This window comes from Klebsiella sp. BIGb0399, assembly GCF_003752615.1.
In the GTDB taxonomy this organism is placed as follows: Bacteria; Pseudomonadota; Gammaproteobacteria; order Enterobacterales; family Enterobacteriaceae; genus Klebsiella; species Klebsiella lignicola.
Map to the genome: position 1 here is coordinate 196,527 of NZ_RKHT01000006.1, position 17,810 is coordinate 214,336.

Here is a 17,810-nt window from a genome sequence, read left to right on the forward strand (position 1 = left end):
CTATGGTGTCCGTGCTGTCTACACACAAGGAGATCACAGCATGAAACAAGGTGTTAAAACGATGATGGCCGCAACCGTGTTACTTTGGGCGGCGGGAAGCCAGACGGTGCTGGCGGCATCGACCAGCGATAAAGCGGCAGCGGCGGTCAAGCACGAGAGCGTGCCGTCGCCGCAGACAAAAGCACCGGCGACGTTAAAAGCCGCGGCGGGGGAGGCCCGGGTCAGTATCAACAGCGCCAGCGCGGAAGAGCTGATGCAGGCGATGAACGGCGTCGGTCTGAAAAAAGCCCAGGCGATTGTCAGCTATCGCGAAGAGTTCGGGCCATTTAAAACGGTGGACGATCTCAAGCAGGTGCCCGGAATGGGGCACTCTCTGGTAGAGCGAAACCTGGCGCATCTGATGCTGTAATTTTCCGTTCCGGGCTTGCACAGCCGCAAATCTTTGCCAGACTAAAGAGGTCACGAAAGTGGTGTGACCTCTGACCTCAATATGACAATAAGACTAAGGCATTTGCGCTATGCAGACACAAATCAAAGTTCGTGGATATCACCTGGATGTTTATCAGCACGTCAACAACGCTCGCTACCTTGAGTTTCTGGAAGAGGCGCGTTGGGATGGCCTGGAAAACAGCGCCGCGTTCCACTGGATGACCGCCCGCAACATCGCCTTTGTGGTGGTGAATATCAATATTAACTATCGTCGCCCGGCGGTGCTGGGGGATGTGTTAACCGTGACCAGCCATCTGCAACAGCTTAATGGTAAAAGCGGCACCTTAAATCAGGTGATTACCCTGAATCCTGAGGGCGAAGTGGTGGCCGACGCGGTGATCACCTTTGTCTGCATTGATTTAAAAACACAAAAGGCGCTGCCGCTGGACGGTGAGTTGCGTGAGAAGCTCGAAGAGATGGAGATGCGCTGAGAGTTGTGTCGCCCCGCCAGCGGAAGAATTCCCGGAGGCGGTGCTGCGCACCTGTCCGGGCTACATGCTCTCAGCAGTCTGTGAGCCGGTAGCCAGGGCGCAGAAAGTTGCGGAATTTCCCCTGAGGCGGTGCTGCGCACCTGTCCGGGCTACGTGCTTTCAGCAGCCAGCGAGCCGGTAGCCCGGGCAGGCGCATCGCGCCGCCCCCGGGAAATAACCAGTTACTGTAGCCCGGTTTTCTGCTTCATCAACGCCATTACCGCGGTGTTATCGTCCTGGTACTGCTTCAGACCGTTGGCGCGCAGGTTACAGGCGGCACATTGCCCACAGCCATCGCCTTTAATCCCGTTATAGCAGGTCAGGGTTTCGTTGCGCACCAGTTCCAGTTGACCCCAGTAATCAGCCAGGGCCCAGGTTTCAGCCTTATTCAGCCACATCAGCGGCGTTTCGAAGCGGATATCTTTTGCCATGCCAAGGCTGACCGCATGATGGAGCGCCTTGACGAAATCGTCGCGGCAGTCCGGGTAGCCGGAAAAATCGGTCTCACAGACGCCGGTGATGATCGCTTCAGCCTTAACCTGATAGGCGTAAATTGCCGTCAGCGTTAAAAACAGGATATTGCGACCAGGTACGAAGGTATTTGGGATACCGTCGGCATTCGGCTCATAGTCCGGTACCGGGATGCTATCGCGGGTCAGGCTGCTGACGGCTAGCTCGTTGAGCAGCGTGACGTCCAGCACCTTATGAGCCACGGCGCCCAGTTTCAGTGCCAGCTCACGAGCTACATCGATTTCCGCGCGGTGGCGTTGGCCATAATCAAAAGTGACGCAGTGCACTTCATCATACTGTTTCAGAGCCTGCACCAGGCAGGTCGTTGAATCTTGTCCTCCACTGAAGACAACTACGGCGCGTTTCATAGCAATTCCTGACAATCAAAGTGAAAGCAATATGGTAGCGCTTGAGGAGCGCGGCGACCAGCTCCATCACGGCGCAGATGCCGGTAGCCAGGCGCTGGTGAAATCGAACCAGCCGCGGGCATTAAGCTCCAGGCCGTTCACCCCCGGCGGGGCGCTGATACGGTAATTGTAATTGAACAATGGCGTCATAATGGCGTCGTCCATCAGCCCGTTGAAGACGTTGCGTAATGCGTCGTTACGGCTGCGCTCTTCTGGCTGGGCCTGAACGGCGTCGAGGGTCGCCTGTAAATGGGCATATTGCGCCCCGGTCAACACATTGGGCCACATTGCATCACAGCGGAGCCACTGTTCCAGGGTGTATTCCGGTGATTCGCCGATCAGGCGATCGCCCATAATGAGATCCGCCTGCGACAGATCCTGGCAACCCTGCCAGTTTTTCGCATCGTGAAAAATGAGCGTCAGTTCGCAGCCAAGCGCGGCAAGCCGTAGGCGAAGCTGTTCTGCCATCGTATGCAGTTCGACGGGCAGGTGGTACAGCAGCGTCAGCCGTTTGGGGAGCGGGACATCATGATTCTCCGGTCCCTGAGGGATCGTCCAGCCGGGAAGTACCTCGTTGCTGGGGGTGATCAGATCTTCGTCGAGAGGAAGGGTTTCCAGCAGCGAAGATCGATGGATCAGCGACACCAGACGCTGTGCCTGGGCGTTGCTGAGCCGGGGGCTCTGGTGTAGCGCCAGATAACAAAAACCGAGGCTGATGCTGTTGCTGACCTGGCGCAGATTAGTCAGCTCATCCGGATCGCCAATCGTAATTTGCACCGGGTGGCGACAGCTGGTGCCCAGATTCTGTTCAAACAGCTGGGGCGTGATCCAGTACTCCACCGTCTGGATCAGCGGATGGTTCAGATGATAACGCGGATGATTTTCCAGCCGAACCAGCTCGGGGCTAAACAATGTCAGGCGGAACGGACCGCTACCGACCGTCGGATCGTCGGGGTGGGCCAGGACACTACAATAGCTGGCGAGGCGAAACGGCAGCCAAAAATCCGGGCGAAACAAGGTGATCGTCAGGCACTGCGTATGGGTCACATCAATCTGCTTAATGCTGGCAAACAGCGTGCGCAGGGCCGGCAAGCTGAGCAACATCAGTAAACGCTGCTGGATCTGCGCGGTCTCCAGCAAATCACCGTTATGCCAGAACAACGTTGAGCGAATAAAGAACTGCCAGCGCAGGCCGTCAGCCGAAATCTGCCAGTGATGGGCCAAATCCCCGACCGGGGAACGGCTTTGTGCATCAAAGCGCGTCAGGCCAGAGAAAATCTGGCCGGCCAGATGCTGCTCCGCGCGGCCGGGTAAAAACCCCGGCTGGAGCGGATCGAGCGGGCGATAGTAGGGAATACGCAGGGTCGGCGTATTGTTCTGCCACTGGCCGCCAAGAAACGGCGAGAGCAGCGCCTTAAGCTCGCCCGTCGCCAGCTGAGCCAGCTCCAGCGCATTTTTCTGCTGCCCGTTGTTCAGGGCCAGTTCCATCATCTCGTTACGTAAGGTTTCCGGCGAACGATGGAATGTCAGGGTGCCGCGCTTCCCCCGCCCGGCGCTCGACTGCCAGCTCAGCCAGCCGGCCTGTTGGGCCTGGCGAAGCAGCGTCCGAATATGGCGCTCGCTGCAAAAGCAACGGGCGGATAGTTCGCCGACGGTCACCTGCTGTGGCGCGCCGGACGAGGGCTGCCAGAGGCGCTGGTACTGGTTCAGGCGATTTAATAACCTCATTACACGTTATCCTTTTAGCTGCCTCTGCGTTGGCTGCGTGCGCTCACCCCAGTCACTGACTGGAGTAAGCTCCTGGGGACTCGCTTACTTGCCGCCTTAATCCAGCTTAAATGATTTCGTGTTCTGGATTGGTCCTTTAAGCGGCCTCTGCGGTCAGTGATAAAACCGGAACAATATAATCTATCTATTCACTATTACTTCCGTATATCTCAGGCAATACTGGAACTCAAGCAAAACTCATCACGCTCTGGGGAGCAGAACATGGCAAGACTCGCTGCATTTGATATGGACGGCACGCTGTTGATGCCGGACCATCGTCTGGGAACGACCACGCTCGCGACGCTCAGACGTCTGCGTGAGCGTGATATCACCCTGACCTTTGCCACGGGACGTCATGCGCTGGAAATGCGCCATGTTATCGGTGAGTTTGCGCTGGATGCCTACTTAATTACTGGCAACGGTACGCGGATCCATACCCTGAACGGCGAAGAGCTGCACCGCAGCGATCTGACTCCGGATGTCGCGGAGGCGGTGCTTCACCGTCACTGGGACACCGCAGCCAGCATGCACGTCTTTAATGACCAGGGCTGGTTTACCGGGCAGGAGATGCCCGAGCTGCTGAAAGCACATATTTTTAGCGGTTTCCGCTATCAGATTGCCGACCCGAAGCGGATGCCGGGCAATAAAGTCACCAAGGTGTGCTTCTGCGGCGATCACGACGATCTCCAGCGCCTCCAGCTTCAGCTGACTGAAGCGCTCGGCGAACGCGCACATATCTGCTTCTCGGCGTTTGATTGTCTGGAAGTGCTGCCGAATGGCTGTAATAAAGGCGCTGCGCTGGCGGTGCTTGGCCAGCATCTTGGCGTGTCGATGCAGGATTGTATGGCGTTCGGCGATGCCATGAACGATCGCGAGATGCTGGGAAGCGTCGGGCGCGGTGTGATTATGGGTAACGCGATGCCGCAGCTCAAAGCCGAGCTGCCGCATTTACCGGTTATCGGGGACTGTCGCCACGAGGCGGTCTCTCATTTTTTAACGCATTGGCTGGATAATCCTGATCTTCCTTATTCCCCCGAATAACTAGACCCTTCCAGCAGCCAGACACCTCGGTGTCTGGCTTTTTTTATTGTCCCTTCACCATCGCCGCAATTTTTTCCTGCCACGGCGCGATGTCACCAATATGGCTCGCCACCCACTGCGGGTTGTAATAGCTTTCGAGATAGCGCTCGCCGCTGTCGCACAGCAGGGTGACAATGGAGCCACTGCGTCCTTCAGCGCGCATCTGTACGGCAAGCTCGAGTACGCCCCACATATTGGTCCCGGTAGAGGCGCCGACTTTCCGCCCCAGCAGCGTTTCCAGCCACAAAGCGGTGGCGACGCTGGCCGCGTCCGGCACCCGCAGCATGTCGTCGACCACATCCGGAATAAATGACGGCTCGACCCGCGGGCGACCAATTCCCTCAATTTTACTCCCGACGGTGCTGCGTAACGCGCTATTGCGGCTCTGCCAGTAATCGAGGAATACCGAATTTTGTGGGTCAACGACCAGTAACTGCGTGTCATATCCCTGACATCGGATATAGCGGCCAATGGTGGCGGAGGTTCCCCCGGTACCGGCGCTCATCACGATGTAAGAGGGCTGCGGATGTGGCTCATGGGTCATCTGACGGAAAATGCTGTCAGCGATATTGTTGTTGCCGCGCCAGTCCGTCGCGCGCTCGGCGAAGGTAAACTGGTCCATATAATGGCCGTTCAGTTCGCGGGCCAGCATCTCGGAGGCGGCATAGATTTCACACGCGCTCTCAACGAAATGGCAGCGGCCGCCGTAAAACTCAATCTGTTCGATTTTGCGTTTTGCCGTACAGGATGGCATCACCGCGATAAACGGCAGGCCCAACAGACGGGCAAAATAGGCTTCCGACACGGCGGTTGAGCCGGAAGAGGCTTCAATGATCGTGGTTCCTTCCTTAATCCAGCCATTGCACAGGCCGTACAGGAACAGTGAGCGGGCCAGGCGGTGCTTCAGGCTGCCGGTCGGATGGGTGCTCTCATCCTTCAGATAGATCTGGATACCTGGGAACCCGGGCAGCGCCAGGCGAATAAGGTGCGTGTCGGCGGAACGCTGATAATCGGCGTTAATTTCACTAATGGCGTGTTTTACCCAGGCGCTATTCATCGTTATTTCCTGTTTGTCATTTTGTGCCCAGCTTAGCGGAAGTGTGAGGAAAAATTGTTGCTATTTAGCCTTTCGATTACACTATAAGGAGTAAAATTTTCTCCGCGAGCGCCTAATGTTAGATAAAATTGACCGTAAGCTGCTTTCTCTGCTGCAAACAGACTGCACCCTCTCTTTGCAGGCGCTGGCCGATGCCGTTAATCTGACCACCACTCCCTGCTGGAAACGGCTGAAGCGCCTGGAAGATGAGGGTATCCTGCGGGGGCGCGTCGCACTGCTGGATGCCGAAAAACTGGGCCTTGGTCTGACGGCATTTGTGCTGATTAAAACCCAGCACCACAGCAGCGACTGGTACTGCCGCTTCGTCAGTGAAGTCACCCAGATGGCGGAAGTCCTGGGTTTCTGGCGCATGGCGGGAGAGTACGATTACCTGCTGCGAGTGCAGGTGGCGGATATGAAACGCTACGATGATTTTTATAAACGGCTGGTGAACAGCGTGCCGGGATTGTCTGATGTCACTTCGAGTTTCGCGATGGAACAGATAAAATACACTACGGCCTTACCTATTGATTAGCGGCGCTTGCCGCGACGATTGACACACTCAGGATTCTACTGCTTGCGATTATTTGCCCAACTCAGCTGGTACTTCCGCCGGGAGTGGCGCCGCTATCTCGGTGCCATTGCCTTGCTGATCATTATCGCCATTTTACAACTGATCCCACCGAAAGTGGTGGGGATCGTGGTCGATGGCGTCACCAGACAACATTTTAGCGCCGGGACGATCTGGCTGTGGATCGGCTCGTTAGTGCTGATCGCGGTGATGGTCTATCTGCTGCGCTACGTCTGGCGCGTACTGCTGTTCGGTGCGTCCTATCAGCTGGCGGTGGAGCTGCGGGAAGACTTTTATCGCCAGCTCAGCCGCCAGCATCCCGCTTTTTACCTGCGCCACCGTACCGGGGATCTGATCGCGCGCGCGACCAACGACGTTGACCGGGTGGTATTCGCCGCAGGTGAGGGGGTGTTGACCCTGGTCGACTCGCTGGTGATGGGCTGCGCGGTGTTCATCGTGATGTCGACGCAGATCAGCTGGCAGCTCACGCTGCTGGCGCTGCTGCCGATGCCGGTGATGGCGCTGGTGATTAAGCGCAACGGCGATGCGTTGCATGAACGTTTCCGCGTTGCCCAGGCGGCGTTCTCCAGTCTGAACGACCGAACCCAGGAAAGCCTGACCAGTATCCGCATGATCAAAGCCTTTGGTCTTGAAGACCGCCAGTCGGCGCAGTTCTCTGCCGATGCTGCGGACACCGGAAAGAAAAACATGCGCGTGGCGCGCATTGATGCGCGCTTTGACCCGACGATTTATATCGCCATTGGCACCGCGAATCTGCTGGCGATCGGCGGCGGGAGCTGGATGGTGTTGCAGGGCAGCATGACGCTCGGTCAGTTAACCAGCTTTGTGATGTACCTCGGGCTGATGATCTGGCCGATGCTGGCGCTGGCGTGGATGTTTAACATTGTTGAGCGCGGCAGCGCGGCCTATAGCCGCATCCGCACGATGCTCGAAGAGGCGCCGACCGTCAACGATGGCAGCGAACAGGTGCCTGAAGGCCGCGGCGTATTGAATGTTGCGGTGCGCGAGTTTGTCTATCCGCAGGCGCATAAAGCTGCACTGGAAAAGGTGAACTTTGTGCTCCAGCCAGGGCAGATGCTGGGCATCTGCGGGCCAACCGGCTCGGGAAAAAGCACCATCCTGGCGCTGATCCAACGTCACTTTGATGTCACCCAGGGGGATATTCGTTTTCATGATATTCCCCTGACCCGGCTGCAGCTCGATAGCTGGCGCGCCCGGCTGGCGGTAGTTAACCAGACGCCGTTTCTGTTTTCCGATACCGTCGCTAATAACATCGCGCTCGGCAGGCCTGATGCGACGCCGGAGCAAATAGAACGTGCGGCGCGGTTAGCCAGCGTACACGACGATATTTTGCGTCTGCCTCAGGGATATGAAACGGAAGTGGGCGAACGCGGCGTGATGCTCTCCGGTGGGCAGAAACAGCGTATTTCGATTGCTCGCGCGCTGCTGCTGGAGGCGGAGATCCTGATTCTGGATGATGCGCTGTCGGCGGTGGACGGCCGGACGGAGCACCAGATCCTGCATAACCTACGACAGTGGGGAGAAGGGCGTACGGTGATCATCAGCGCCCATCGTCTGTCAGCCTTAACGGAAGCCAGCGAAATCCTGGTGATGCAGCACGGACATATCGTCCAGCGCGGTCGCCATGACGGACTGGCGGCTCAACCCGGCTGGTACCGCGATATGTATCGTTATCAGCAACTGGAAGCGGCGCTTGACGATGCGCCGCAGGAACATGAGGAGGCCACCGATGCGTAGTTTTGCCGAACTCTGGCCCACCTTAAAACGCCTGCTGGCCTACGGTTCTCCGTGGCGTAAACCGCTGATTATTGCGGTGGTGATGATGTGGATTGCCGCCGCGGCCGAGGTCAGCGGTCCGCTGCTGATCAGCTATTTTATCGATAATATGGTGGCGAAGAACTCGCTGCCGCTGAAGCTGGTTTGCGGTCTGGCGGTGGCCTACCTTGGATTACAGATCCTCGCGGCGACCCTGCACTATAACCAGTCGCTGCTGTTTAACCGTGCCGCCGTCGGCGTGGTGCAGCAGCTACGAAGCGATGTGATGGATGCCGCGCTGCGCCAGCCGCTCAGCGAATTTGATACCCAGCCGGTGGGGCAACTGATCTCCCGCGTGACCAACGACACCGAAGTGATTCGCGACCTCTATGTGACCGTGGTGGCGACCGTGCTGCGCAGCGCCGCACTGATTGGCGCGATGCTGGTGGCGATGTTCAGCCTCGACTGGCGCATGGCGCTGGTGGCGTTGGCCATCTTCCCGGCGGTGTTGATTGTCATGCTGATTTATCAACGCTACAGCACGCCTATCGTGCGCCGGGTTCGCGCATGGCTGGCGGATATCAACGATGGCTTTAATGAAGTGATTAACGGCATGGGCGTCATCCAGCAGTTCCGCCAGCAGGCGCGGTTCGGCGAACGGATGCGTGAAGCCAGCCATGCTCACTATCTGGCGCGGATGCAGACGCTGCGCCTTGACGGTTTTCTCCTGCGCCCGCTGTTGAGCCTGTTCTCAACCCTGGTGCTCTGCGGGCTGCTGATGCTGTTTGGCTTCAGTTCCGTCGGCACGATTGAAGTCGGGGTGCTGTATGCCTTTATCAGCTACCTTGGGCGCCTGAATGAACCGCTGATCGAGCTGACGACGCAGCAGTCGATGCTCCAGCAGGCGGTCGTTGCCGGCGAGCGAGTGTTCGAACTGATGGATCGCCCGCGCCAGGCGTGGGGGCAGGATAATGCCCCGCTGCGCAGCGGCAGGGTATCAATCGAGGATCTGTCGTTTGCCTACCGCGGCGATCGGCTGGTGCTGAAAGAGATTAATCTGGAGATCCCTTCCCGTGGTTTTGTGGCGCTGGTGGGCCATACCGGCAGCGGGAAAAGCACGCTGGCCAGCCTGATGATGGGCTACTATCCGCTGACCCGAGGGGAGATCCGCATCGACGGGCGTCCGCTCGCCTCGTTAAGCCACAGCGCTTTGCGCCAGGGCGTGGCGATGGTGCAGCAGGATCCGGTGGTGCTGGCCGATACCTTTTATGCCAACGTCACCCTGGGCCGCGACATCAGCGAGGAGCTGGTCTGGGAGGCGCTGGAGTCGGTGCAGCTGGCGGAGCTGGCGCGCAGTATGGATAACGGGATCTACACCCAGCTGGGCGAGCAGGGGAATAACCTCTCCGTGGGGCAGAAACAGCTGCTGGCGCTGGCGCGAGTGCTGGTGGATACCCCGCAGATACTGATTCTCGATGAGGCGACGGCAAACATCGATTCCGGTACCGAGCAGGCGATTCAGCAGGCGCTGGCAAAAGTTCGCCAGCACACCACCCTGGTGGTGATCGCGCATCGCCTGTCAACGATCGTGGAGGCTGATACCATTCTGGTGCTCCATCGCGGGCAGGCCGTTGAGCGTGGCAATCATCAGCAACTGCTGGCGGCAAAAGGGCGTTACTGGCAGATGTATCAGCTGCAGCTGGCCGGCGAAGAGCTGGCCGCCAGCGCCCAGGAAGAGTCGCTGACCGCCTGATGCACCATAAACAGGCAGTGGTTTTGTGGCGAATAAATGTGGTGCAAAAATGCAACGCGACATGCACTGTTGTGGTGCATTTTTGGCCGAAACGGATGCTTTTCTGAGGCATTCTTCCTCCATTCTCGTCTTTTCGATGTGAAAAGGGCCGCTATGCGGTCCTTTTTCATTTCTGGCATAGCCCTTGCTTTATTCCCTGTGTGTTAGCTGCTGCCATTACGAATTCTGAGCGGAGGGGACTTATGAAGCTGGTTACCGTGGTAATCAAACCATTCAAACTGGAAGATGTGCGTGAAGCGTTATCTTCCATCGGCATTCAGGGCCTTACGGTCACTGAGGTAAAAGGGTTTGGCCGTCAAAAGGGTCATGCTGAGCTGTACCGTGGTGCCGAATATAGCGTCAATTTTCTGCCAAAAGTGAAGATTGACGTCGCGATTGCCGACGATCAGCTTGATGAGGTCGTTGATGTCATTAGTAAAGCGGCCTACACCGGAAAAATTGGCGATGGCAAAATTTTTGTCGCCGAACTGCAACGCGTTATTCGCATCCGCACCGGCGAAGCCGACGAAGCGGCACTGTAACGACCAGACCACACAGTGATGGGGATCGAGAAAATGAAAATAGCAACATTGAAAACGGGTCTGGGTGCGCTGGCACTTCTTCCGGGGCTGGCGATGGCCGCACCGGCAGTGGCAGATAAAGCCGACAACGCCTTCATGATGATTTGCACCGCGCTGGTGCTGTTTATGACAATTCCGGGCATCGCGCTGTTTTACGGCGGCCTGATTCGCGGCAAGAACGTGCTCTCAATGCTGACGCAGGTGATCGTTACCTTTGCGCTGGTGTGCGTATTATGGGTAGTTTATGGCTACACGCTGGCCTTCGGGACCGGCGGCAGCTTCTTCGGCAGCTTTGACTGGGTGATGCTGAAAAATATCGAACTGAAAGCGCTGATGGGCTCTTTCTATCAGTACATTCACGTGGCGTTCCAGGGCTCCTTTGCCTGTATCACCGTTGGCCTGATTGTCGGCGCGCTGGCTGAGCGTATTCGCTTCTCCGCGGTGCTGATTTTCGTGGTGGTGTGGATGACCCTCTCCTATGTGCCGATTGCGCATATGGTCTGGGGTGGTGGTCTGCTGGCAACGCATGGTGCACTGGATTTCGCCGGCGGTACCGTCGTGCATATCAACGCTGCGGTCGCCGGGCTGGTCGGTGCTTATATGATGGGCAAACGCGTTGGCTTCGGCAAAGAAGCGTTTAAACCACATAACCTGCCAATGGTCTTCACCGGTACGGCAATCCTCTACGTCGGCTGGTTTGGCTTTAACGCCGGTTCTGCAAGCTCGGCGAACGAAATTGCCGCCCTGGCCTTCGTCAACACCGTGGTTGCGACCGCTGGCGCGATTCTGGCCTGGACCTTCGGCGAATGGGTTACGCGTGGTAAACCGTCCCTGCTGGGCGCGTGTTCCGGTGCTATCGCGGGTCTGGTTGGTGTCACGCCGGCATGTGGTTACATCGGCGTCGGCGGCGCACTGATTGTGGGTATCGCTTCTGGTCTTGCTGGTCTGTGGGGCGTCACCGTGCTGAAACGCTGGTTACGTGTCGATGACCCTTGCGACGTCTTTGGCGTACATGGCGTGTGCGGCATCGTGGGCTGTATTCTGACCGGTATCTTTGCTGCCACCTCTCTGGGCGGCGTGGGCTACGCAGAAGGCGTCACCATGGGCCATCAGCTGCTGGTTCAGTTGGAAAGTATCGCTATCACCATCGTGTGGTCCGGTATTGTGGCCTACATCGGCTACAAAGTGGCTGACATGACCGTGGGTCTGCGTGTACCGGAAGAGCAGGAACGCGAAGGGCTGGACGTCAACAGCCATGGCGAGAACGCGTACAACGCCTGATAATTTGAGTTGTCTCCTGTAGTAGCAAAGCCTCCCGATGGGAGGCTTTTTTTATGATCACGCGTTACGATTGCGCATGACCCCTTCCTGCACCGTTGACGCCACCAGGGTGCCATCCTGGGTATAAAACTCGCCGCGCACAAAGCCGCGAGCGCTGGAAGCTGAGGTGCTTTCAACGCTGTACAGCAACCATTCGTTGATATTGAACGGGCGATGGAACCACATGGAGTGGTCGATCGTCGCGACCTGCATGCCCGGCTCAAGGAAGCCGACACCGTGCGGCTGCAGGGCCACCGGCAGGAAATTAAAGTCTGAAGCGTAGCCCAGCAGAGACTGGTGGATACGGATATCTTCCGGCACCGCGCCGTTGGCACGGAACCACACCTGGCGGGTAGGTTCTGCCACGTGGCCCTTCAGCGGGTTATGAAACTCTACCGGGCGGATCTCCAGCGGTTTATCGCTGAGGAACTTATCTTTGGCCTGCGGCGGCAGCAGGTGGGCCAGCTTGCGGGCGATATCCGTTTCGGACGGCAGTCCTTCCGGCGACGGGGCGGCCGGCATGGATTTCTGGTGTTCGTAGCCCGGCTCTGGCGCCTGGAAAGAGGCGGTCATATAGAAAATCGGCTTACCGTTCTGAATCGCCGCCACCCGACGGGCGCTGAAGCTGTTGCCGTCGCGCAGGACTTCGACGTCATAAATAATCGGTTTCTGGCTATCGCCAGGGCGCAGAAAATAGCTATGAAACGAGTGGATCAAGCGTTCGGCAGGCACGGTTTCTTTGGCGGCGTACAGCGCCTGACCGACGACCTGGCCGCCAAACACCTGACGTAACCCCAGATCTTCACTCTGCCCGCGGAATAACCCTTCTTCAATTTTTTCCAGATTCAACAATGCCAGCAGATTGGTTAATGCCTGACTCATATTTATCCTCAATCAGTGATAACTGCATCGCGCAGCGCGTATTGAGGGCAAGTATAACCTGGAATCGCAAGTGGTCCGATGGGTTCAATAATCTGAATAAAGGGTCATTTGCAGGAAGATAACTGAGATCTGTGCCACACTTATGCACGATACAAATGTTCCTGCTCGCCAGTCGGCCGGACATACTCCTGTAGATAAAGGGATGAAAAGGAGAACATAATGAAATTTGCCTATATGTTTAGTGCTTTAGCTGTTGCCGCTACACTGACCGCCTGCGCGAATAATCACAGCGCCTCGACGACCAATGCAGCTGCTGCCCCCGATCCTTATGGCATTGCCTCGCTGAACGCTTCTCAGCAGCAGCCTAATGTTTCAGGCACCATCTCTATCCGGCAAAAAGTGGCACTACCGCCGGATGCGGTACTGACGGTCACGCTGGCTGATGCTTCTCTGGCCGATGCCCCGGCACAGGTCCTGGCGCAGAAAGCGGTACGTACCGAAGGTAAACAGCCGCCGTATAACTTTGTCCTGCCGTATAACCAGGCGGACATTAAGCCGAATGCGCGTATTTTGTTGAGTTCGGCAATTACGGTGAATGGTCAGCTGATGTTTATCACCGATACCGTACAAACGGTGGTGACTCAGGGAGGGAATCGCGCCGGCCTGCTGCTGGTTCCGGTGCAACATACCGCCGTTCCGGTTGCCAACGACACCAGTTCAACGACCGCACAGTAACCTCTACACACGCCCCTGTTCAGGGGCATTTTTTTGTCTTCAGTAAACCCAGCGATAGTGTTGCAGCTCAATATGGCCGCTGCCGGATACCTGCACGCCTTCCGCCAGCAGCGCCTGACGCTGGCGCTGCAAATCCGGGCCGGTAAGCGAAATATCGCCGTGGCGATTGACGACCCGGTGCCAAGGAAGCGTTGAGCCTTCGGGCAGCCGTTTGAGTACGCCGCCCACCTGACGCGCGGCGCGTGGTGAGCCTGCCAGTCGGGCAATATCGCCGTAGGTGGCGACGTAGCCTTCCGGAATAGAGGCCACAATCTGCCAGACCCGTCGGGGAAATGTATCGTGAGAATCCATTGTTGGTCCTGTTACCGGGAAAGGGTCAGGATAAGCGTTGGCAGAGTGGCTGTACAGGGACGGGCATTATGGCGGTTTCGCGATAGTGAAATCGAGTGACAGGCCGAGGATCTGCATGCCGTGGACGTTGTCATCCGGGGTCATGGCGACCAGGCTTTCAAAAAACTTCAGCCGTCGGGACTGACCATTGATAATCAGTTTTGCTCGTAGAGAAGGAAGTTGCTGAGAGCTGATGGGGTATATGACGCGACCGCTGACCTCGATAGGCAGCTTGCGCAAATCCAGGCGTTGCAGGACACCGACCGTGGAATAGAGCAGCGCAACCGGGGTGATGGCCAGCAGAGTGCCGCTGCTCACGCTGACAAAATCCAGCATCAGTTCCGGGCGCAGATAATGTAGCCCCTGAAAGGAGAGGGTGACGCCGTCAATCTCTGGCATCGCCAGAGTCGTTGTAAAACGCGGTGATTCGCTCATGCCATTACCATTGAGATAAAATATTGATTAATAAACCTGTTATTCCATGCTGTCAGTATGGATGCATACAGGGAAATGTACTGCGATAACGCTCGCAATACCTTGATCTCTGCCCGATCGCCCTGGCAGAACCTGGTCGCATCGGGCGATGAGCCTGGCGTTGCACAATAAACCAGCATCCGGTCGGCGTTAGCTTGCAATTCACCGGTGCAGTAGGGATAATGCGCCAGCGCGTTGGATAACAACGCTCTCAATGGGGGCCCTGTTGGTTCTCCCGCAACGCTACTCTGTTTACCAGGTCAGATCCGGAAGGAAGCAGCCAGAGCAGACGACGTGTGTGCCGGGATGTAGCTGGCAGGGCCCCCACCCAATTCTGGGGATCCCCGCTGTTTTTTTTCATTTTCATTCAATGATACCCGAACGCCACAACAACGCCCGGTCTGCGCCCCTTTTTTGTCGCACGATGCTGGCGTGCAGAGGCCTGCAACGCTTTCGTTCTCCTGATGCCCCCGCTGCGGCTGTACCATTACCGCTCACTATTACTTCTAAACACCACTAATTTTTATTCTTTAAAGATATATGTCATATTTCTGCAATGTTATTGAAATATTAATGTCATTTTCATGTCACAAATAACGGGCAAATTAATTACGCTAATTACTACCAGGTAACAAGTCTGAAATATATCTCTGGATCGGTTTGTTAACTTCGTGTATTAATTATTGTAAATTTTTTTGCACGGGAAGCATGGCGATGACCACAGTCGTATTAAACGTAAAAATTGATGCAGAGTTAAAAGAAAAGCTGCGTCATTACGCGGAAGTAAATAACGAGAACCTGGGTACTGCAACGGAGAAACTGCTGCTGCTGGCTTTCCAAACAGCAGATTCGGCAGACGAGGCGGGGGTTTCGGAAGAAGATATTGATAGTCAGCATACCGAAGAAGAAACTTCTCCATTAACCCCTAAAGAAATCAAAGCGTTAAGAAAAATTCTGAAGAAGAAAAAATGAAACAACAACTCTCTACAGCCAGCAACTACAGCGAAGCCTGCGACATGTTACGTTCAGGGTATGTTAAGCATGTTCGCCTCAACTGGAATATCGGTAGTGATGAGTTTTTTCGCATTGCCTCCGACTGGTGTGACACCGGAGCCAAAATTAAGAAAGATGAAGATGGGTTTATTATCTCGTTAAAAAGTTTTCCTATTCCACGCCAGCATTAATGACATTCATTCATCGGTGTCATCGGGCTGACATATAGTCCTGACATGATGAAGTGCAATTTATAAAAAACATCTCAAATGCGTCATGGATGATGACTTTTCGACGGGCTGATGCCAGCCCGTCGATATTTTATTATATTATTTTCCGCATTCTTGTATTTTCATTCTGTTGTGAAATTCCCGCCCACAATGGCTGTAGCGTCGTAAAAGCACTGCGCAACTCCTCATCCGCCAGGGTGAAGGGCAAACGCAAATAGCGATCGAAGGCGCCCGCCAGACCGAACCGCGTGCCGGTACCAATATGAATCCCATGACTTTCTGCCCTGGCCGAGAACTGCGTCGCCAGCATCCCCGGTAATTCGACCCAAAACGAAAGCCCGCCTTCCGGTGATGAAAAGCGCCAGTGCGGGAAAAACTCCGTCATCAGCGCGCTGCACATATCGCGGCGTGCGGCGAGCATCTCCCGGCGCGCGGGCAGCAACGCCTTCTCATGGTCCAGTAACCAGCTACAGGCCAGTTGCTCAAGCAGCGGTGTACCAAGATCGAGCGAATCACGGGCCTGCATTAACGAGGCGATGGTTCGTGAAGAGGCGCGGATCCAGCCAATACGTAATCCTCCCCAGAAACTTTTTCCTGCAGAACCAATGGTAATCACCGGCGCATCGGGGTTGAAGGTTGCCAGCGGCGGCGGCGGTGGGGCGTTGTACCACAAATCGACCATCGTCTCGTCGACCACCAACGTGGTGCGCGTTTGCGCCGCGATATCGGCGACCCGCTGACGGGTGGCGCTGTCCATGCAGCGGCCGGTGGGATTGTGAAAATCAGGCATTAGCCAGGCCAGGCGCGGGGCGGTTTGGGCGATGGTCGCCGCCAGGCCGTCGCAGTCCCAACCCTGCTGCGGCAGAGCGACGCCAACCGGCCGGCAGGAGGCGCCCTGAATGGCGCTGATGGCCATGGGATAGGTCGGAGCGTCGACCACAACCCGGTCGCCTGGCCCGGTCAGCAGCCGTAAAACCAGCGCAAAAGCGCTCAGCGCGCCGTTGACGATCATCACTTCATCGCTGCGGGTAGGCAGTCCTCGTTCGCCGTAGCGGTGGGCGATGGCCTCACGTAAGACCTGTAGTCCATGCTGATCGTAACCGGTATTCCCGAGGTGCTGCGGCATCACGGTTAACGCCTGCTGGTAAGCCTGGTGGATCTCCGGTCCGGCACTCAGGGCGGCGGTTGCCAGATTTATCGAGGACGGGCGGAAGGCGACATCTTCCACAGCGCCAGCACGTTCCGGCAGCGCGATGCGCGAACCGCTGCCCTGGCGGCTGTAAAGAAAGCCCTCTTCACGCAGCTGGCCGAGCGCGCTGGCAACGGTGGTGCGGCTGACGTTCAGGGCGCTGGCCAGCTCGCGTTCACCGGGCAGGCGCGTTTCGAGGGTCAGGCGACCATCGAGGATCAGCAGGCGCAGGGCCTCCGCCAGCTGACGCCAGAGCGGCGTTCGACCAGCAGGCGCCTGCCAGTGGCCCAGCAGACGAACCAGAGATTGCGTACCAAAGCGACGAGAAACCATAGCGATCCACTTTTCCAAAACTGGCCATTAATTATCAATCCATTTTTATCGATGATGGAACCGTCCGCAATCATCCAGAGGTAAAAAATGTTACGTCGATTAGTGCAGCTTTATGTCGGTCTGGTCCTGTACGGCGTGTCGACCGCGTTGTTTGTTCATGCCAATCTCGGTGCCGATCCGTGGGATGTGTTTCACCTCGGCGTCGGCAAGCAGTTTGGTCTCGATTTTGGCACGGTGATGATTCTGACCGGCGCCGCGGTGCTGCTGCTGTGGATCCCGCTGCGCCAGATGCCGGGGCTGGGGACCATCAGCAACGTCATCGTGCTGGGCCTGGCGGCCAACGCCACGCTTGCCGTTCTGCCGCCGCTGGATTCGCTGGTGGTGCGTAGCCTGATGCTGGTGGGCGCTATCGTCATGAATGCCCTGGCGACCGGGATGTATATTGGTGCCGGTTTTGGTCCCGGACCTCGCGACGGACTGATGACCGGATTACATGCCCGTACTGGCTGGTCTTTACGTGGGATCCGCACGGCGATTGAAGTGTCGGTGCTGGTCATTGGCTGGGCGATGGGCGGGACTTTCGGGGTCGGAACCGTGCTGTATGCCTTAACGATCGGCCCGCTGATCCAGCTGTGTCTGCCGTGGTTCCGTCAGCCGGTACGGCCAGAACCAGCGGTCAGTCGTGGCGAAGTGGCCTCTTGATA

Annotated in this window: 19 protein-coding genes and 1 other RNA gene; 13 read left to right on the forward strand and 7 right to left on the reverse strand. The window is 56.9% G+C overall.

Annotation, left to right across the window (positions count from 1 at the left end; genetic code table 11):
* Positions 1 to 40 precede the first annotated feature (40 nt).
* Together EDF82_RS11585 and EDF82_RS11590 are read left to right on the forward strand one after the other, a co-directional pair.
* Entirely contained in the window at positions 41 to 409 is a 369-nt protein-coding gene (locus EDF82_RS11585) for a helix-hairpin-helix domain-containing protein (RefSeq protein WP_123755703.1), read from the forward strand.
* 109 nt (positions 410 to 518) lie between these two features.
* Positions 519 to 920, forward strand: coding sequence for a YbgC/FadM family acyl-CoA thioesterase (locus EDF82_RS11590; RefSeq protein ID WP_123755704.1), 402 nt, complete (start codon positions 519 to 521; stop codon positions 918 to 920).
* Positions 921 to 1,141: 221 nt separating this feature from the next.
* On the opposite strand, the gene queC is transcribed toward EDF82_RS11590, so the two are convergent.
* Together queC and EDF82_RS11600 are read right to left on the reverse strand one after the other, a co-directional pair.
* Entirely contained in the window at positions 1,142 to 1,837 is a 696-nt protein-coding gene (queC, locus tag EDF82_RS11595) for a 7-cyano-7-deazaguanine synthase QueC (RefSeq protein ID WP_123755705.1), read from the reverse strand.
* Between the two features lie 66 nt (positions 1,838 to 1,903).
* Positions 1,904 to 3,604 (reverse strand): SgrR family transcriptional regulator, encoded by a 1,701-nt coding sequence (locus EDF82_RS11600; protein ID WP_123755706.1) that lies wholly within the window; start codon positions 3,602 to 3,604, stop codon positions 1,904 to 1,906.
* A 261-nt stretch (positions 3,605 to 3,865) separates the two neighbouring features.
* On the opposite strand from EDF82_RS11600, the gene cof reads away from it, so the two are divergent.
* Positions 3,866 to 4,684 (forward strand): HMP-PP phosphatase, encoded by an 819-nt coding sequence (gene cof / locus EDF82_RS11605; RefSeq protein WP_123755707.1) that lies wholly within the window; start codon positions 3,866 to 3,868, stop codon positions 4,682 to 4,684.
* A gap of 43 nt (positions 4,685 to 4,727) precedes the next feature.
* On the opposite strand, the gene EDF82_RS11610 is transcribed toward cof, so the two are convergent.
* Complete coding sequence (locus tag EDF82_RS11610) at positions 4,728 to 5,780, reverse strand: PLP-dependent cysteine synthase family protein (RefSeq protein WP_123755708.1); 1,053 nt, start codon at positions 5,778 to 5,780, stop codon at positions 4,728 to 4,730.
* Between the two features lie 115 nt (positions 5,781 to 5,895).
* On the opposite strand from EDF82_RS11610, the gene EDF82_RS11615 reads away from it, so the two are divergent.
* From EDF82_RS11615 to amtB, 5 genes are all read left to right on the forward strand, one after another.
* Positions 5,896 to 6,354, forward strand: coding sequence for an Lrp/AsnC family transcriptional regulator (locus tag EDF82_RS11615; protein WP_123755709.1), 459 nt, complete (start codon positions 5,896 to 5,898; stop codon positions 6,352 to 6,354).
* Positions 6,355 to 6,396: 42 nt separating this feature from the next.
* Positions 6,397 to 8,169, forward strand: coding sequence for a SmdA family multidrug ABC transporter permease/ATP-binding protein (locus EDF82_RS11620; protein ID WP_123755710.1), 1,773 nt, complete (start codon positions 6,397 to 6,399; stop codon positions 8,167 to 8,169).
* On the forward strand, positions 8,162 to 9,940 hold the full coding sequence (locus tag EDF82_RS11625) for a SmdB family multidrug efflux ABC transporter permease/ATP-binding protein (protein WP_123755711.1): 1,779 nt from the start codon (positions 8,162 to 8,164) through the stop codon (positions 9,938 to 9,940). The genes EDF82_RS11620 and EDF82_RS11625 overlap by 8 nt, the downstream gene beginning before the upstream one ends.
* A 242-nt stretch (positions 9,941 to 10,182) precedes the next feature.
* Positions 10,183 to 10,521, forward strand: a complete 339-nt coding sequence (gene glnK, locus EDF82_RS11630; RefSeq protein WP_004858743.1) for a P-II family nitrogen regulator — start codon at positions 10,183 to 10,185, stop codon at positions 10,519 to 10,521.
* Positions 10,522 to 10,554: 33 nt separating this feature from the next.
* Positions 10,555 to 11,841 (forward strand): ammonium transporter AmtB, encoded by a 1,287-nt coding sequence (gene amtB, locus EDF82_RS11635; RefSeq protein WP_174508240.1) that lies wholly within the window; start codon positions 10,555 to 10,557, stop codon positions 11,839 to 11,841.
* 57 nt (positions 11,842 to 11,898) lie between these two features.
* Here the strand turns inward: amtB and tesB are convergent, their stop codons facing one another.
* Positions 11,899 to 12,762 (reverse strand): acyl-CoA thioesterase II, encoded by an 864-nt coding sequence (gene tesB, locus EDF82_RS11640; RefSeq protein WP_123755713.1) that lies wholly within the window; start codon positions 12,760 to 12,762, stop codon positions 11,899 to 11,901.
* Positions 12,763 to 12,981: 219 nt separating this feature from the next.
* On the opposite strand from tesB, the gene EDF82_RS11645 reads away from it, so the two are divergent.
* Positions 12,982 to 13,497, forward strand: coding sequence for a YbaY family lipoprotein (locus EDF82_RS11645; protein ID WP_123755714.1), 516 nt, complete (start codon positions 12,982 to 12,984; stop codon positions 13,495 to 13,497).
* 39 nt (positions 13,498 to 13,536) lie between these two features.
* Here the strand turns inward: EDF82_RS11645 and EDF82_RS11650 are convergent, their stop codons facing one another.
* Positions 13,537 to 13,848, reverse strand: coding sequence for an MGMT family protein (locus EDF82_RS11650; protein ID WP_123755715.1), 312 nt, complete (start codon positions 13,846 to 13,848; stop codon positions 13,537 to 13,539).
* Between the two features lie 66 nt (positions 13,849 to 13,914).
* Positions 13,915 to 14,322 carry a dTDP-glucose pyrophosphorylase gene (locus EDF82_RS11655; RefSeq protein WP_123755716.1) on the reverse strand — a complete coding sequence of 136 codons (408 nt, stop codon included), beginning with the start codon at positions 14,320 to 14,322 and terminating at the stop codon, positions 13,915 to 13,917.
* Positions 14,323 to 14,585: 263 nt separating this feature from the next.
* Between EDF82_RS11655 and ffs the strand changes: the two genes are divergently transcribed.
* The 3 genes from ffs to EDF82_RS11670 all read left to right on the forward strand — a co-directional run bounded on the left by ffs (position 14,586) and on the right by EDF82_RS11670 (position 15,545).
* Positions 14,586 to 14,682, forward strand: an RNA gene (ffs, locus tag EDF82_RS11660) — signal recognition particle sRNA small type.
* 393 nt (positions 14,683 to 15,075) lie between these two features.
* Entirely contained in the window at positions 15,076 to 15,333 is a 258-nt protein-coding gene (locus tag EDF82_RS11665; RefSeq protein ID WP_123756220.1) for a hypothetical protein, read from the forward strand.
* A complete protein-coding gene (locus tag EDF82_RS11670; protein WP_123755717.1) occupies positions 15,330 to 15,545 on the forward strand; it encodes a hypothetical protein in 216 nt (71 codons plus the stop codon). The genes EDF82_RS11665 and EDF82_RS11670 overlap by 4 nt, the downstream gene beginning before the upstream one ends.
* A 133-nt stretch (positions 15,546 to 15,678) precedes the next feature.
* Here EDF82_RS11670 and EDF82_RS11675 read toward each other — a convergent pair whose 3' ends face one another.
* Positions 15,679 to 17,106: a PLP-dependent aminotransferase family protein gene (locus tag EDF82_RS11675; RefSeq protein ID WP_123755718.1), complete on the reverse strand. Its 1,428-nt coding sequence runs from the start codon at positions 17,104 to 17,106 to the stop codon at positions 15,679 to 15,681.
* 87 nt (positions 17,107 to 17,193) lie between these two features.
* On the opposite strand from EDF82_RS11675, the gene EDF82_RS11680 reads away from it, so the two are divergent.
* Positions 17,194 to 17,808 (forward strand): YitT family protein, encoded by a 615-nt coding sequence (locus tag EDF82_RS11680; RefSeq protein ID WP_123755719.1) that lies wholly within the window; start codon positions 17,194 to 17,196, stop codon positions 17,806 to 17,808.
* Positions 17,809 to 17,810: the final 2 nt, after the last annotated feature.